The organism is Maribacter corallii, from assembly GCF_047345415.1.
Classification (GTDB): domain Bacteria; phylum Bacteroidota; class Bacteroidia; order Flavobacteriales; family Flavobacteriaceae; genus Maribacter_C.
This window is the reverse complement of the sequence record NZ_JBLFEP010000003.1, coordinates 50,889-65,442: the sequence shown is the minus strand read 5'-3', so window position 1 is coordinate 65,442 and position 14,554 is coordinate 50,889. Positions and strand designations below refer to the sequence as shown.

Below are 14,554 nucleotides of genomic sequence, written 5' to 3'. Positions count from 1 at the left end.
CGAAAAATGACATACCTAAAAACGGTTCCATTGCTATTATTGCTCGTCGCATGTGCCTCAAAAATACCAAGTAGTTATGTGCTGGATGAAAAGGACCTGGTCCCTGAGGGCATTGCCTACTCCAAAAAGAACAACGCTTTTTACCTAACTAGTGTCGCTAAATCGAAAATCATAGCCGTGGATAAAAACTCGGGCAAACAGACCGATTTCATATCAGCCAACGAGTTTGGCTACCAACCTGGGGTCGGTATTTTAGTCGACGATCAAAGAAACCTTGTTCACGCCATTGGTGGCTATGCGCGAATGCCAGATTCCCTATCCGCATTGTACACCTTTGATAGCAGTACCCAAAAACTACTCAAACGCTACAACGCTGCACCCGGTGATTTCCTAAATGATCTTATCCAAGACTCCGATGGAAATTTGTACGTGACCAATTCCGAAGGTGCGTCCGTATTCATTTTGAAACCGGGAACTGATTCGTTGGAACTATTCTACGAGTCTCCAGAAATTCAATTCCCGAATGGTATTGCGATATCCGATGATCAAACCAAGCTTTATATTGCCTCTTTTGAAAAAGGAGTGCGCATCTTGGATATTTCGACCCGCCGTCTTGTTAACGAAGCGGATAGCCTGGGAATCTCACAAGGTATTGATGGACTAGAGTTTTACAAGGGCCATCTGTATGCCATTCAAAACGGTAGTCGCGCCAACGGCTTTAATTTTCGAAAGCTGGTATTGAACAGCACCCAAGACGGGATTATTGACATGGAGATTATCGATAGCGGTAATCCGGATTTATATGTACCACTCACCTTTGCTGTAGCAGGAAACGAAGCCATTGTCATCGGAAATTCCAATTTGGGCCATTTGAATCAGGAAACGATGCAGTTTGAGATTTCAGATACCATCCCAAAAACAAAATTGCTCACATACACCATTGATTAACAGAATTTTATTTGTTTTTATCACTTCAAAATTGCGTCGTATTGTTTCCGAGATAATCGGCTTTCGAGAAAAACACGCTACCTTCTGATTATTGGTTTAGCAATCATACTTCGTTTCTTCGACCTGGGAAAAACAAGGAATTAATTGATCGTAGGCGTATGTGCCTCCCACTGAAATCATTGTAAAAGATGGTTCAACCGCTATTGTTCTCAAAACATAGTACCCTTGGGGAAAGTGGCCCCGTTCTGAATTGAGTTAAAAATGACAGCAACCCAAGGACCGCTGGTATTTTGAAATCACTCTTGTCACTTTTCAACGTTTTATTGACCTAACTTAGCTGGAACCTAAGGATTCAAAATTAATTCGAATGACATACGCGTACACTATTATTTATGTGGAAAATGTAGTTGATACCATAACCTTTTACGAAAGCGCTTTTGGTTTCAGCCAAAAATTTGTTACCCCCGAAAAAGACTATGGCGAGTTGCTTTCTGGAGAAACGACCATAGCTTTTGCAACTTTTGCCTTGGGGAACTCCAATTTTAAGCAAGGCTTCGAGCAAACCTCACGGACCAAGAAGCCCTTTGGAATAGAATTGGCCTTTACCACGGAAAATATCGAGGCGGATTTTGAAAAGGCGATCAATGCCGGAGCGACCATATATGAACCTTTAGTCGAAAAACCTTGGGGGCAAAAAGTCGGTTATTTGCGCGATAATAACGGTTTGCTTATTGAGATTTGCACGCCGATCAAGTCGTGATTCAATTAGATATCCCTTTTAAGTGGTAATCTGCACCAAGCTGAATGGATTTGACTATACTACTTTCTCTGGTTTTGAGTATCTTAGGGAGAAATAGCTTTTTGACATGGCAACCTATTCACTCAACATCAACAATGAACAGCATACGTTTGAAGCTTCCGAAGGCACTTCCCTGCTTTGGATACTGCGCGAACATCTTGGACTTACCGGCACCAAATATGGTTGTGGTATAGCGCAGTGCGGCGCCTGTACCATACATGTAGACGGTACACCTGTGAAGGCATGCATGCTACAAGTTCAAAACTTTGGGAATGGACAAAAGATCACGACTATAGAAGGGTTGTCCGAAAATGCAGATCATCCGGTTCAAAAAGCATGGATCGAGGTCCAAGCACCCCAATGCGGGTATTGCCAATCAGGGCAAATCATGCAGGCCGCGGCGCTTCTGAACGGAGACTCGCAACCTTCAAGGGAAAAAATAAAGAGTTATATGAACGGGGTACTCTGCCGTTGCGGTACCTATTTGCGAATTATCGATGCCATCGAATTAGCTTCCTCGAAAAAGCCGCTAACCTAGATCTTAAAACGAAACTATCATGCCTAAAACAGCCAAAGTTGTCAACCGTCGCGAGTTTTTGAAATCATCTAGCGGAGTGGCCCTTTTCATAGGAGTATCCGGAATTTTACCGCAATTGATTTCTTGCAAAGACGTCAAGGCTATGCGCAACCAATTGAAACAGCATCAGCTTACCGCTTGGGTACACTTGAACGAAGATGGCGAGATTACCATTTACAATCCGGCAGCGGAAATGGGCCAGGGTTCCATGACTTCGTTACCTCTACTTTTTGCGGAGGAAATGGATGCGGATTGGTCAAAAGTCAAGGTCGAATTTTCACCACAGGTAGCCGAAATATACGGTGGTAAAGGTTGGGCTCCGGACAGTAAACTCATGTTCACCGTGGGAAGTAGGACCACGAACAGCTACTACCATACCATGAGAAAAGCCGGTGCACAGGCGCGTTATGTCATGTTGAATTCCGCTGCGAAACATTGGGGAGTTCCTATTTCCGAACTGACCACAAAGGCGAGCACCGTCTTTCATAAAAAAATAAAAAAAGAAATCCGTTATGGAGCGCTCGTTCCTTTTTTAGTTCTAACGGAAGAGCTTCCGGATTTCACCTTTGAGCAACTCAAACACCCTAAAGACTTTCGTCTTGTAGGTACTGATATCCAAAGAACTGAAATCCCTTCCAAAGTAAATGGCAAGGCGCAATTTGCCATAGATATCCGTTTGCCGGATATGGTGTATGGGGTACTAGAAAGAGGAAAACGGCATGGAGCCAAGCCCACCCTATTGAACGAGGCGGAAATTTTGGCCCAAGACGGAGTACTAAAAACGATTCCCTATGCGTACGCCATAGGCATTGTCGCCAATACCTTGGAACATGCATTAGCAGCGAAAAGTCTTTTAAAAATAGACTGGAGCGCGTCAGATGCTTCCGGATTCAATTCACAGGAGGTATATGAGGCCTACGATAAAATCGCTGCCCAACAGGAAACGGGTAAAGTGGTTGTCGAAAAAGGTGACATTGGTAATGCGATGCGAAAGGCATCAAAAACCTTTACTTCCGACTTTAAAAATGATTATATATACCACGCCCAATTGGAACCCCTGAATGCTGTTATTCAAGTCGCGGAAGATTTGGAAAGTGCAGCTGTTTGGGTAGGAAGCCAACAAGGGTTTGATACCAAACTAGGTGTCCCGGATATCTTAGGGATTTCCCCTGAAAAAGTAACGGTCCATCTACACTATCTTGGGGGTGGCTTTGGAAGAAGAAGCATGAACGATTTTGTGGAAGAGTGTGCCGTGCTGGCCAAGGAAATGGCACCACGACCTGTAAAACTGATCTGGACGCGGGAAGACGATGTTACCCATGGCGCGTTTCGGCCCATTTCGCTACAGCGGTTAAACGTATACCTAGATGCCAAAGGACAGCTTGATGGATTCTCTCATATGGTGGTCGGTGATGGCGGGAATTTGGTAGCCAGCGGCGTGCACAATGACTATTATGCGATTCCCAATCAATTCGCCGAATGGCGCGAAACCTCTCATGGTGTTCGACTGAAACATTGGCGTTCCGTAGGTCATGGTCCAAATAAATTCGCTATCGAATGCATGCTCGACGAGGTCGCCATGGATCAGGGCATGGATCCTGTTGCCCTACGAAGAACTTTAATGGCGAACTCCCCAAGGGCATTGGCTACCCTGGAAAAAGTAGTTGAACTATCCGATTGGAACGGTTCCATAGCCCAAGATCGCGCCAAGGGAATGGCTTTCGTAGAACACGGCTCTTTAGGCACTGGAGTATGTGAAATATCCGTGGACACAGCTACAGGGAAAATCAAGGTCCATCATTTTTGGATTGCCTTGGATGCCGGTGTCATCGTGCAACCCGATAACGTGAAGGCCCAAATGGAGGGTGGCATCATTATGGGCATGAGCAGTGTGCTCAACGAAAGAATTACTATTAAAAATGGGGAAGTTCAGCAGTCGAATTTCCATAACTATCCTTTGTTGCGCATGGAGGATGTTCCGGACAGTATTGAAACTGCGCTTATAACTTCAAGCGAAATTCCTGAGGGTGTCGGTGAAACCGCAACGCCCATGGTAGCCGGTGCGATTGCCAACGCCTTTTTGAAATTGACCGGTAAAAAATTACGCCACCTGCCTTTCACCCCGGAGCGCGTTTTAGAAGTTTTAAATGGTTGAGAAAAGTAGTAACGTTTGGGCCTAACAACTATTCAACTACTTAAAAGGGGCTTTAAGGTATCCCCGATCAGTGCTATCGATTTCATCAATTTATCATGTGCAATACCCACATCCATTTGAAAAGTTACTCTTGAAATACCGCCCAAGGCCTCACTGTGGTGCATGATTTTTTCGGCTACTTCTACGGGTTCACCTACCAAAAGTGCTCCCTGAGGCCTGGCATTTTGCGCATCGAATCCTTCTCGTGTCACGGGTGCAAACCCGCGTTCACGACCAATTTTGTTAAAGACTTTTCTGTACCCCGGATAATAGTCCGCAATGGCATTTTCGGTACTCTCGGCAACATACCCCAAAGAGTGTAGTCCTACTTTCAATTCTTCCGGCGCAAAACCAGCTTTCTCACCTGCTTGCCGGTAACTTTGCACCAAGGGTGCGAAACGGTGTGTTTGCCCACCAATTACAGCCACCATTAAAGGTAACCCCAATTCTCCGGCGCGCACAAACGAAGCAGGGGTGCCACCAACTCCTAACCATATCGGAAGCTTTTGCTGAAGAGGCCTTGGGTAAACTGGCTGATCATACAAGGATGGACGAAACCTTCCGGACCAAGTAACACGCTCCTGTTGGCGTAGTCGTAATAGTAAATCCAGTTTTTCCTTAAAAAGAGCATCGTAATCCGAAAGCTGATATCCGAATAAAGGAAAAGCATCGGTAAATGAACCACGGCCGGCGACTATTTCCGCTCGGCCCTTTGATATCAAATCCAAGGTGGCGAAGTTTTGAAATACACGAACCGGGTCCGCCGCACTAAGCACGGTGACGGCACTGGTTAGTCTAATATTTTTCGTTCTTGCGGCAGCTGCGGCCAAAATCATCGTAGGTGCCGAATCCAAAAAATCCTCGCGGTGATGCTCACCAATACCAAAGGAATCCAGACCTACTTTATCGGCTATGACGATGCGATCTAACAGCTCATTCAATGCTTGTGATTCGCTTAGGCCCGAATCTGGGGCAGCAGCGAAACTATCTATACCTATTTCCATACCTATATTAAGGTTTTTCGTTGTCCTTATTCCTAAAATGTGCGTAGAGACTGATCAATATCGCCGATCCAGAGACCAATGTCATGACAGTACCGGGAACAAAATTTACATAGCCTCCTAAATCCATAAAAAGAAAGTATCCCAAATCAGCTAAACCGCCAGTGAGGGCAGCTAGAAAAATCGCATTTTTGTTTCCTTTCAAAATATAGAATCCTGCAATTAGGGTCACTATACCGATCCAAAACAAGTTGAAACCGTGCTGGCCAATTATTGCACCAGCCGCGGCGGGATAATCCATTTGTATTAGGGTTGGGTCTACCGAATCGGCTATTCCCGCAATGGAAGCCGAAATATCATCTGACCCTATGAATTTCATGGTCATTAACCCGGCCAGAATGTGGACAAGGCCCCAAACGATCCAAAGCAGCCCTGATATATTAAAGAGTAGTTTTACCTGTTTCATAACTATTTACTTTAGTATTGAATTTCTATAGATCGCTGAAATCGTTCGATTTTGTCTACCAGTTCCCTTTTTAGCTGCGTATTGACCAACTGTCCATCCTGAAAATTGGTGTGAAATGACGGCAATGAAAACTGCGCAATGACATTACCACCCAAGTGGGGCATTAGCTTACCAATAATTTCCAAAACACTTGTCCCTCCCCGACCTCCTGGAGAGACAGCCATAAGTAATAGCGGTTTATTCGCCCAGAACTTCATATCGATTCTGGAGGCCCAATCCCATAGATTTTTGAAAGCGGCCGTGGGCATTCCGTTGTATTCCGCCAATGATAATACAATGGCATCAACCGATTGAACGGTGTTATAAAAGTGTTGTACATTTTCGGGTATGCCCATGGATGCTTCTAGATCTGGGCTATAAAGCGGTAGCACCAAGTCGTTCCAATCTATACTGACTAGAGTGCTATCTTCAATTTGTGAGGCCACATAAGTAGCAAAAAGTGCGTTGATAGAGGTTGAACTATTGCTCGCCCCAAAAGCTAGGACTTTCTTCATGACAATTTGTATTTACATTGTTACTACAAAGTTGCCATTGTTCATACCACTATACATTAACCTAGATTAAGAAATGTAGCAAGTCTTACTTCTTTCGCAGTCGATTTCTTTTCACCTTACTTAAGGCCTCTGGGGTCATACCCAAATACGAGGCGATCATTTTCTGGGGAACACGTTGCAGAATATCGGGATAGGTCTGCTCAAAGTGTTCATAGCGTTCAATAGCAGAGGCGCTCATCAACAAAATCACTCTTTTTTGTAATACGCTTATGCGTCGCATCAAAGGGGCTACGTTAGGGGTTTCTTTAGCTAGGTCTTTCTCGACCACATGTACAATGGTATCCTCTAGAGCATCGATAAACAAATCAACAGGCACTTCGACAGGGCTATTATCGGCCACCACCCAGCCTTCAGGACCAAACATAAAAATATGCTCCTTTCCTTTCGCATCAATAGTATAGCTTCTTAAAAGTCCCCTTACCACGTGATACACTTTTGAATTCAAATCCCCAGGACGCTGGATAATCTCTCCTTTTTTTAGATTAAGTCTTCGCATTGTTTTATTTTGACTTCTAGGTATTACTCCATAAAGACAACAAGATAAGCATTGGTCGTCTGCTCATCAATTCTTACTCGCAAGAATCATGTTTAGTAATTTTAAATGATCGAAACCGGTTTCCAAATACCGGTTTTATTAAGCGTGACCAGCAACTAAAAATGAAAATACCACCCTTGTTGCTTTGTCCTGTTTGTTTTGTAGGAGATTTGGACAAGAGAATCGTGGTTTTGGAAAAGAATAAACTATACGTATGACGGAACTTTGTACCCTAGTATTAAAACAAGAAAAAGATGCGACAAAAAAAAGCAATTATTACAGGTGCAAGTCGGGGCTTGGGTAAAGACATGGCCCTTGAGCTAGCTAAAGATGCGGTGGATATTATCTTCTCGTACCATAGCAATGAAACGAAAGCAAAAGAACTCATTTCGGAAATTGAAGCCATTGGGCAAAAAGCAGTTGCTTTTCAATTCGATGCGAACTCCCCAGAAAGTGGAAAAGCGTTTATGAATCAAGCCATCGATTATTTAAAAAGAGAAAATGGAAGCTCGGGTTTTGATTTTTTAATCAACAATGCCGGTACCGGAGCGTACAATTTAGTAGCGGATACCACCGAAGTGCAATTCGATGAAATGATGAACATACACTTGAAAAGTGTCTACTTCTTAACGCAAGCAGCCCTACCCCATTTAAAGGAATCGGGTAGAATCATCAACATATCAAGTGGATTGGCCCGCTTTAGTCTACCCGGAATGTCAGCTTATGCCATGATGAAAGGGGGTGTCGAAGTCTTTACACGCTATTTGGCCAAAGAACTAGGCGGACGCAAGATAACTGCAAATGTGGTCGCGCCCGGAGCCATTGCAACGGACTTTTCCGGAGGCAGCAATCGACAGGAGGATAAGCAAGTCTTGATCTCTAGCATCACAGCATTGGGACGCGTCGGGGAAGCAGATGACATCGGCGGAGTCGTCGCCTTTTTATGTTCCGATAAGGCAGGATGGGTCAATGGACAACGCATTGAAGTTTCCGGGGGAATGTTGGTATGACATGAAAGAGGAAGAAGACCCTTAGTGGTCTTCTTCTTTTCATTAAATTTAAAACGATGAATGAGCTACAGCATTTTAAAAAAGTGGGGGACTACCATAAATTGGCCAACTTACCGGCGCCGGAACATCCGCTTATCAGCTTGGTGGACTACAAGGAGGTAAAATATCCTGATGATGTACTAAAACTTCGTTGGCAACAAGATTATTACACCATTGGATTAAAGCGCAATGTGCCCCATAAGTTTTTTTACGGGCAACAAGAATATGATTTTGATGAAGGGTTGATGACTTTCGTGGCTCCAAAACAGGTCATGAGCTTGGGAGATAATCCGAATATCAGAACCAGAAAACCTTCGGGGTATTTATTATTGGTTCATCCTGATTTTCTATGGAGCAGTTCTTTGGCCCGTCAGATTCAGAACTATGATTTCTTCGGATATGGGGTCCGCGAATCACTCTTCCTTTCACAAAAGGAAGAAGAACAGATGGAATCCATTCTTAAAAATATACGGAACGAATACCGTTACAACATCGATAAATTCAGTCAGAAGATCATCGTCGCTCAACTGGAGTTGCTCTTAAATTATGCCGAACGTTTTTACGAACGACAATTTATTACACGTACTATTTCAAACCACGAAATCGTCGGCCAATTAGAATCGCTTTTGAACGACTACTTTAAAGATGACACCCTTATCGAAAAAGGATTACCCTCCGTGCAGTGGGTTGCGGCCGAGTTACATCGCTCTCCGAATTACTTGAGTAGTTTGCTCAAATCGGAAACAGGACAAAGCACCCAACAACACATTCATGACAAACTGATTACCAAGGCCAAGGAGCACCTGTCTACCACTACCCTTTCGGTAAGTGAGATAGCTTATAAACTTGGCTTTGAACGTCATACTTCATTCACGAAATTGTTCAAAACCAAAACCCAGATGACCCCATTGGAATTCCGGAAAGCGTTCAACTAGCTCACCGCATTTCCAATGGGGTGTATATAGCTTATATCTCTTCTACCAACCAGGCCTTCATCATCCAGACCGTTTTTTCCTGTTCGCTAATGAAATCGCTCATCATGCTATTGGTACCTTCGTCATTCGCCGTGTCGGAAGCCTCAAGAATCCGCCTTTCGATGAGTAACAGTTCCGTCAAGGAATCAACGATCAACCGAATAGCATCTTCATCACGGCTAATATTTTTGCCTACCGGCACATTTGAGTGATCGATGTACTCCTTAAAGGTATGCTCTGGTACTCCACCCAAAGTAAGCACGCGTTCGGCAATCATATCGACCTTCGTATTCGCGTCGGTATACAACTCCTCGAATTTGAGATGCAAATCGAAAAAGCGTTTGCCCTTGATATTCCAATGTATTCCTCTTAAGTTTTGATAATAGGTTTGAAAATTAGCGAGCAATATGTTTAAATCGCCTCGCAATTCTTTTGATTTTTCGATGCTTAAACCGATACTATTTCTTTCCATCTTGTTTTATTTAAGGTGTTGTTCCTTCTCTAAGTCGGGAAGTCTATTATAAGTTTACAGAATAAAAAAAATGATTTCAATAGGTTTTGTTGATGGTTTTTTTATATTTTTAAAACCTTAATCCATCGTATGACCATTACCCAATTACAATACGTTCTTGCCGTTGCGGAATATCGAAATTTTACGCTAGCAGCGCAGAAAAGTTATGTGACCCAACCCACCTTGAGTATGCAAGTACAAAAGCTTGAAGATGAGTTGGACGTGCTCATTTTCGATCGCGGTAAAAAGCCGATCGCCGTTACCGAAGTGGGTAAAAAAATTGTTGCACAGGCCAAAAACATCGTTAATGAGGCCAACCGGATCAAAGATATCGTCGATCAAGACAAAGGTTTTATCGGCGGTGATTTTATATTGGGCATCATTCCGACCATTATGCCCACCCTCTTACCGATGTTCCTAAAGGCGTTTATCAATAAGTATCCTCGGGTGAATTTGATTATTAAGGAACAATCGACGGAAAGTCTGATACGCAATATTCAAGATGGCCATATTGATGCTGCCATTGCGGCTACTCCACTGGAAATTGAGTTTATCAAAGAACGTCCGTTATACTATGAACCTTTTGTTGGGTACGTTCCTAAAAATCATCGCTTGGGCAACGCCAAGACATTGGCCCCAGAAGATTTGGATGTAAGTGATGTATTGCTCTTGCAGGATGGCCATTGTTTTCGAGACGGGGTCATCAACCTGTGCAAGGCCCCCAAGAAAATGGAGGACGATCACTTTCAATTGGAAAGTGGAAGTTTTGAAACCCTGGTCAATTTGGCCGATGAAGATATGGGAATGACACTGCTACCCTATTTAAATACGTTAGAGTTGGATGAAGCCAAGCAAAAAAACCTAAAATATTTTAATAACCCCTCACCGGCTCGTGAGGTAAGTTTGATCTATCATAAAAGTGAACTGAAAATTCAGATTACCGATGCACTACGTGATGTCATTTCGGGAATCGTTCGCGGGGCAATCGCATTTCAAGACGTGCAGATTATCAGCCCCATCAATCAAAAATAAAAGCCCCACTTGAAAAGCGGGGCTCCTATTATGCCTTTAAGTAAAGAAGGCTTTCTTGTAGTTCTGGTTTGTCGGTAATAAATTGTCGTAACCAGAGTTTTAATTCTTCAATTTCATGGGGGAGTAAATTTGAAATCGCTTTTTTTAGTTCTTTGCAAAACAGCTTCGTATCGAAGCTTACTTTTTTGAGTACGGTCTTCGTGTACTCAAGCATTGCTCTAGCCATATTTCAAAATGTTTAATTAATTAGTTGTCAGTAGGACGTTTTCGCCTTATAAAGTTAAACAGAAAAGTATATATGATATTGCCCCTTATTTGTTAAAAATTAAATAAATTCATGTTAAGGCAATTCAGTATCTTTCCCACAGGATTAACCTACCTTAAGCTTATGAAAAAAACAACCCTCTTCATATTGCTCCCTGCACTAATTATCGGTTGTTCAAGTGCAAAACGCAGTCTGCTAAAGAATACCGAAACATTCCTTCAATCTGCATTTTACGACGAGCAGTTCACGGGCTTTCTTCTGATAAATTCACAAAACAAGGATACCTTGTTAGATTTTAACAGTAGCAAATACTTTACTCCCGCCAGCAATACAAAGATATTCACATTGTTCACTGCCCTACAGCTATTACCTGATCATATTCCCGCTTTAAAGTATATCGAGCAAGGGGATACACTATTTGTGGAAGGAACCGGAGACCCCACGTTTCTCCACTCCTACTTTGAGCAAAACAGTACCATCGACTTCTTAAATCAATACGATCATATTGCACTACATCTCGATAACTATAAGGAAGAAAAACTTGGTTCGGGTTGGGCTTGGGACGATTACCACTATTACTACCAACCAGAAATAGGTGCTTTACCGATGTACGGTAATGTAACCACCGTCAACAATTCCAGTCCGATGCAGGTGACCCCCTCTTATTTTAAGGATTCGGTCATCACCATCCGTTATCATAAGAATCGGGATTTGGAACAAAATCGATTTTATTTCTCCTCGCGCCGAAAAGATACTGTGGAAATCCCGTTTAGAACTAGTGCCCTATTAACCCAAACGCTATTGCAAAAGGCCCTTAAAAAGGAGATTTCCTTGGTACAGCAGCTACCTCAGGGTGATAAAAAGGTGTTTTACAGCGTCGCCACGGATACTGTATTAAAACGCATGATGCAGGTAAGTGACAATTTTTTGGCAGAGCAACTTCTTCTCTTGAGTTCTTCCACCCTCTCGGATACACTTAGCAGCACCAAGGTGCGCGATCACATCTTGGAACAGCAATTGAGCAATGTAACACATCCGCCAAGATGGGTGGACGGATCTGGTCTCTCAAGGTACAATTTATTCACTCCCGGCTCAATGGTGACCGTTCTAGACAAGCTATATGATCAGCTACCCCATGAGCGCCTGTTTGATTTTTTCCCTGCCGGAGGAATCAACGGTACGTTGGAAGATTGGTATGCCGGAGATGCGGAGCCCTATATCTACGCCAAATCGGGCAGTCTGGGCAATGTCTATTGTCTTAGCGGTTATCTACTGACCAAGTCAGGTAAAACCTTGATTTTCAGTTTTATGAACAATCATTTTCGACAACCTACCGCTGAAGTGAAAAAAAGGATGCAACAAATCTTCGAGGAGATTCGAGACTCGTACTAAGACGCAAGCCCGTCCTTTACCTTGTTCGAAAACTTGGTTGCTAAGAGCTTCAGCTTAGGTTCGATATAGGTTTGGCAAAAAGGCCTTTCCTGATCCGAAAAATAATAGTCGTGAAACCGAGTATCGGAGGGTTTGAACATTTTAAAAGGAAGTACCAGCGTAATTAATTCTTCGTTGAAATCGGTCTGTAATTCACTAATGAGCATACGCGCGAAATCAGCATCCTTCCCATTGAAGGTATAGATAGCCGAGCGATATTTTGATCGCATGCTATGCGCAACACTACTTTTGTGCGTATGCAAGTGAATGGCGATCAAATCTTTAAAGGAAACCGCACCGGCATCGTAATGTACAATAACAGCTTCTGAGTACGATGCGTTAGAACCTGATGAAGCAATAAAACCTTGTTCTACCTTGATCACCCCTTTGAGGGATTGATACACGGCTTCCGTACACCAGTGGCATCCTCCTCCAAGACCTATTTTATGTACTGTTGGCATAGGAAATACGTCGAAAAAGAAAAGATAACATAACAACCGGGAACCTAAGCATTGAAAATTCCGGTAAGGGCAGCGTATTGCAATAGCATGATGGTCTTAGCATCCTTTATCCGCCCATCCGTAATCATCGTCAAGGTCTCTTCAAAAGGGTATTCCAATACCTCGATATTTTCGGTTTCATGTTCCGCGCCACCACCGGTACTTACCTTCATTCGGTCTTCGTAAAAACCAAGAAAGAAATACAGAATCTCGGTCACCGAACCCGGTGACATATAGCTTTCAAATACTTTGGTGACCTCGTTGATGTGATATCCGGTCTCCTCTTCTACCTCTTTTTTGATACAATCTTCAGGGTGGTCGCCATCCAATAAACCGGCACAGACCTCGACCATCATTCCATCTTCATTGCCATTCACATAGGTCGGCATACGAAATTGACGTGTGAGGATCACCGTTCCTTTTTCTTGGTTGCAGAGTAGAATAGCCGCTCCATTTCCTCGATCATACGCCTCTCTATATTGCTGTTCCCAACTACCATCATCTTTTTGGTACTCAAAACTGAACTTGTTCAATGTATACCAATTATCGGAAAGAAGCTCTTTTTTTATATGTCGTACACGCTCATTCAGCATCGGGAATATCATTTATATCATAATACACTTTTAATCCGAGTTTTTTGGCCAGTTTTACATCTTGATCCGCTCCATTTGAAACCCCTTCAATTCGCAATATGGCATCGCATTTTGCAAGTACGCGATGCGATGCCGGATATTGTATCTCCGTGAAGATCGCATCGCCCACTTCTTTCGAACCTGCCATTTTCATCAATGGGTTGGCCACCCATTCCCCTATCATGGGTATATGCCCCTTTCTAAAAATAGGGAGGGCAGGGGCCTCAAGTCGATCCATGTTCTGCTGAATCAAAATCGGATCGTTACCCGTACCACTTCTATACGGACCTGCAATTAAGATCATCATCATATGTCTTTTTTTTGTAAAGATCGTAAACTACCCCTACCAAAAAATTAAGATAGTTTAAGACCTTTCATTTCTTTTTCACCGAACTCAAAAACTCGGGAGTGACTCCTAAATACGATGCGATCTGTTTTTGTGTCACCTTTTCCACAATTTGAGGGTATTTGTCCAAAAACTTGCGGTATCGTTCTTCTGTAGTCAGCGAAATGGAATCCAACGCCCGAAGTTGCTCGCGAACATAGGCATTTTGAAACAATATTCTAAAAAAACGTTCCAATTTCGGTATGTGTTTCAAGGCTTTATCGAACACCTCGAATTCGAGGACCACCACTCGCGTATCCTCAAGGGTTTCTAGGGATAGCAAAGCTGATTTTTGTTGGGTAAAGGCGTACATATCCGTAATCCACCAATCTTCGATACCGAACATAATAGTCGATTCCTTGCCATCGGTATCCAGATTATAAGCCCTGATGCTCCCTTCCGAAACAAAGTACAGCTGCCTGCAGATTTGGCCCTGCCTGAGTAGCATATGCTTTGGCGGAACCTCGATTTCATAAAGAACGGATTTTAAAAATTCTTTCTCCTCACACGTTAAGACAATATACTTTTGGATGTTTGAAAAAATAAGGGAATCCTCATAAAGTGATTTTGCGTGAGCACTATTCATACTTCAATATTAGGTATTGTAATTAAGATCTTCAAGGTACAATTTCCACATTAAT

Annotated in this window: 18 protein-coding genes; 8 read left to right on the top strand and 10 right to left on the bottom strand. The window is 43.1% G+C overall.

Translation table 11 applies throughout. The annotated features are described in order from the left end of the window. Positions 1-6 precede the first annotated feature (6 nt). The 4 genes from ACKWCA_RS10180 (at position 7) to ACKWCA_RS10165 (ending at position 4,479) form a co-directional block, all read left to right on the top strand. The gene (locus ACKWCA_RS10180) at positions 7-948 is read left to right on the top strand and encodes an SMP-30/gluconolactonase/LRE family protein (RefSeq protein ID WP_413978088.1); all 942 of its coding nucleotides are present in this window, start codon (positions 7-9) and stop codon (positions 946-948) included. Between the two features lie 367 nt (positions 949-1,315). Further along, positions 1,316-1,708: a VOC family protein gene (locus tag ACKWCA_RS10175; RefSeq protein ID WP_413978087.1), complete on the top strand. Its 393-nt coding sequence runs from the start codon at positions 1,316-1,318 to the stop codon at positions 1,706-1,708. Between the two features lie 106 nt (positions 1,709-1,814). Further along, a complete protein-coding gene (locus ACKWCA_RS10170) occupies positions 1,815-2,285 on the top strand; it encodes a (2Fe-2S)-binding protein (RefSeq protein WP_413978086.1) in 471 nt (156 codons plus the stop codon). A 19-nt stretch (positions 2,286-2,304) separates the two neighbouring features. Beyond that, positions 2,305-4,479 carry a xanthine dehydrogenase family protein molybdopterin-binding subunit gene (locus ACKWCA_RS10165; protein WP_413978085.1) on the top strand — a complete coding sequence of 725 codons (2,175 nt, stop codon included), beginning with the start codon at positions 2,305-2,307 and terminating at the stop codon, positions 4,477-4,479. A gap of 32 nt (positions 4,480-4,511) precedes the next feature. On the opposite strand, the gene ACKWCA_RS10160 is transcribed toward ACKWCA_RS10165, so the two are convergent. The 4 genes from ACKWCA_RS10160 to ACKWCA_RS10145 form a co-directional block, all read right to left on the bottom strand. Beyond that, entirely contained in the window at positions 4,512-5,522 is a 1,011-nt protein-coding gene (locus ACKWCA_RS10160; protein WP_413978084.1) for an Atu2307/SP_0267 family LLM class monooxygenase, read from the bottom strand. Between the two features lie 7 nt (positions 5,523-5,529). Beyond that, positions 5,530-5,985 (bottom strand): hypothetical protein, encoded by a 456-nt coding sequence (locus ACKWCA_RS10155; RefSeq protein WP_413978083.1) that lies wholly within the window; start codon positions 5,983-5,985, stop codon positions 5,530-5,532. A gap of 11 nt (positions 5,986-5,996) precedes the next feature. Beyond that, positions 5,997-6,539, bottom strand: coding sequence for an NADPH-dependent FMN reductase (locus ACKWCA_RS10150; RefSeq protein WP_413978082.1), 543 nt, complete (start codon positions 6,537-6,539; stop codon positions 5,997-5,999). A gap of 85 nt (positions 6,540-6,624) precedes the next feature. Beyond that, positions 6,625-7,095, bottom strand: coding sequence for a Crp/Fnr family transcriptional regulator (locus tag ACKWCA_RS10145; RefSeq protein ID WP_413978081.1), 471 nt, complete (start codon positions 7,093-7,095; stop codon positions 6,625-6,627). 293 nt (positions 7,096-7,388) lie between these two features. On the opposite strand from ACKWCA_RS10145, the gene ACKWCA_RS10140 reads away from it, so the two are divergent. Further along, positions 7,389-8,144: an SDR family NAD(P)-dependent oxidoreductase gene (locus tag ACKWCA_RS10140; RefSeq protein ID WP_413978080.1), complete on the top strand. Its 756-nt coding sequence runs from the start codon at positions 7,389-7,391 to the stop codon at positions 8,142-8,144. A 56-nt stretch (positions 8,145-8,200) separates the two neighbouring features. Then, complete coding sequence (locus ACKWCA_RS10135) at positions 8,201-9,118, top strand: helix-turn-helix domain-containing protein (protein WP_413978079.1); 918 nt, start codon at positions 8,201-8,203, stop codon at positions 9,116-9,118. Positions 9,119-9,149: 31 nt separating this feature from the next. Here the strand turns inward: ACKWCA_RS10135 and ACKWCA_RS10130 are convergent, their stop codons facing one another. Beyond that, entirely contained in the window at positions 9,150-9,629 is a 480-nt protein-coding gene (locus ACKWCA_RS10130; protein WP_413978078.1) for a Dps family protein, read from the bottom strand. A 129-nt stretch (positions 9,630-9,758) separates the two neighbouring features. On the opposite strand from ACKWCA_RS10130, the gene ACKWCA_RS10125 reads away from it, so the two are divergent. Further along, positions 9,759-10,700: a LysR substrate-binding domain-containing protein gene (locus ACKWCA_RS10125; RefSeq protein ID WP_413978077.1), complete on the top strand. Its 942-nt coding sequence runs from the start codon at positions 9,759-9,761 to the stop codon at positions 10,698-10,700. A gap of 28 nt (positions 10,701-10,728) precedes the next feature. Here ACKWCA_RS10125 and ACKWCA_RS10120 read toward each other — a convergent pair whose 3' ends face one another. Continuing rightward, positions 10,729-10,926: a hypothetical protein gene (locus tag ACKWCA_RS10120; RefSeq protein ID WP_413978076.1), complete on the bottom strand. Its 198-nt coding sequence runs from the start codon at positions 10,924-10,926 to the stop codon at positions 10,729-10,731. Positions 10,927-11,088: 162 nt separating this feature from the next. Here ACKWCA_RS10120 and ACKWCA_RS10115 point away from each other — a divergent pair, with 162 nt between their 5' ends. Next, the gene (locus ACKWCA_RS10115) at positions 11,089-12,357 is read left to right on the top strand and encodes a D-alanyl-D-alanine carboxypeptidase/D-alanyl-D-alanine-endopeptidase (protein WP_413978075.1); all 1,269 of its coding nucleotides are present in this window, start codon (positions 11,089-11,091) and stop codon (positions 12,355-12,357) included. Here the strand turns inward: ACKWCA_RS10115 and ACKWCA_RS10110 are convergent. The 4 genes from ACKWCA_RS10110 to ACKWCA_RS10095 form a co-directional block, all read right to left on the bottom strand. Next, a complete protein-coding gene (locus ACKWCA_RS10110) occupies positions 12,354-12,857 on the bottom strand; it encodes a peptide-methionine (S)-S-oxide reductase (RefSeq protein WP_413978074.1) in 504 nt (167 codons plus the stop codon). The two genes, ACKWCA_RS10115 and ACKWCA_RS10110, sit on opposite strands and share 4 nt — an antisense overlap. Positions 12,858-12,901: 44 nt before the next feature. After that, positions 12,902-13,489: an NUDIX domain-containing protein gene (locus ACKWCA_RS10105; protein ID WP_413978073.1), complete on the bottom strand. Its 588-nt coding sequence runs from the start codon at positions 13,487-13,489 to the stop codon at positions 12,902-12,904. After that, a complete protein-coding gene (locus ACKWCA_RS10100) occupies positions 13,479-13,838 on the bottom strand; it encodes a DUF4406 domain-containing protein (RefSeq protein WP_413978072.1) in 360 nt (119 codons plus the stop codon). The genes ACKWCA_RS10105 and ACKWCA_RS10100 overlap by 11 nt, the downstream gene beginning before the upstream one ends. A gap of 64 nt (positions 13,839-13,902) precedes the next feature. Continuing rightward, a complete protein-coding gene (locus tag ACKWCA_RS10095; RefSeq protein WP_413978071.1) occupies positions 13,903-14,499 on the bottom strand; it encodes a Crp/Fnr family transcriptional regulator in 597 nt (198 codons plus the stop codon). Positions 14,500-14,554: the final 55 nt, after the last annotated feature.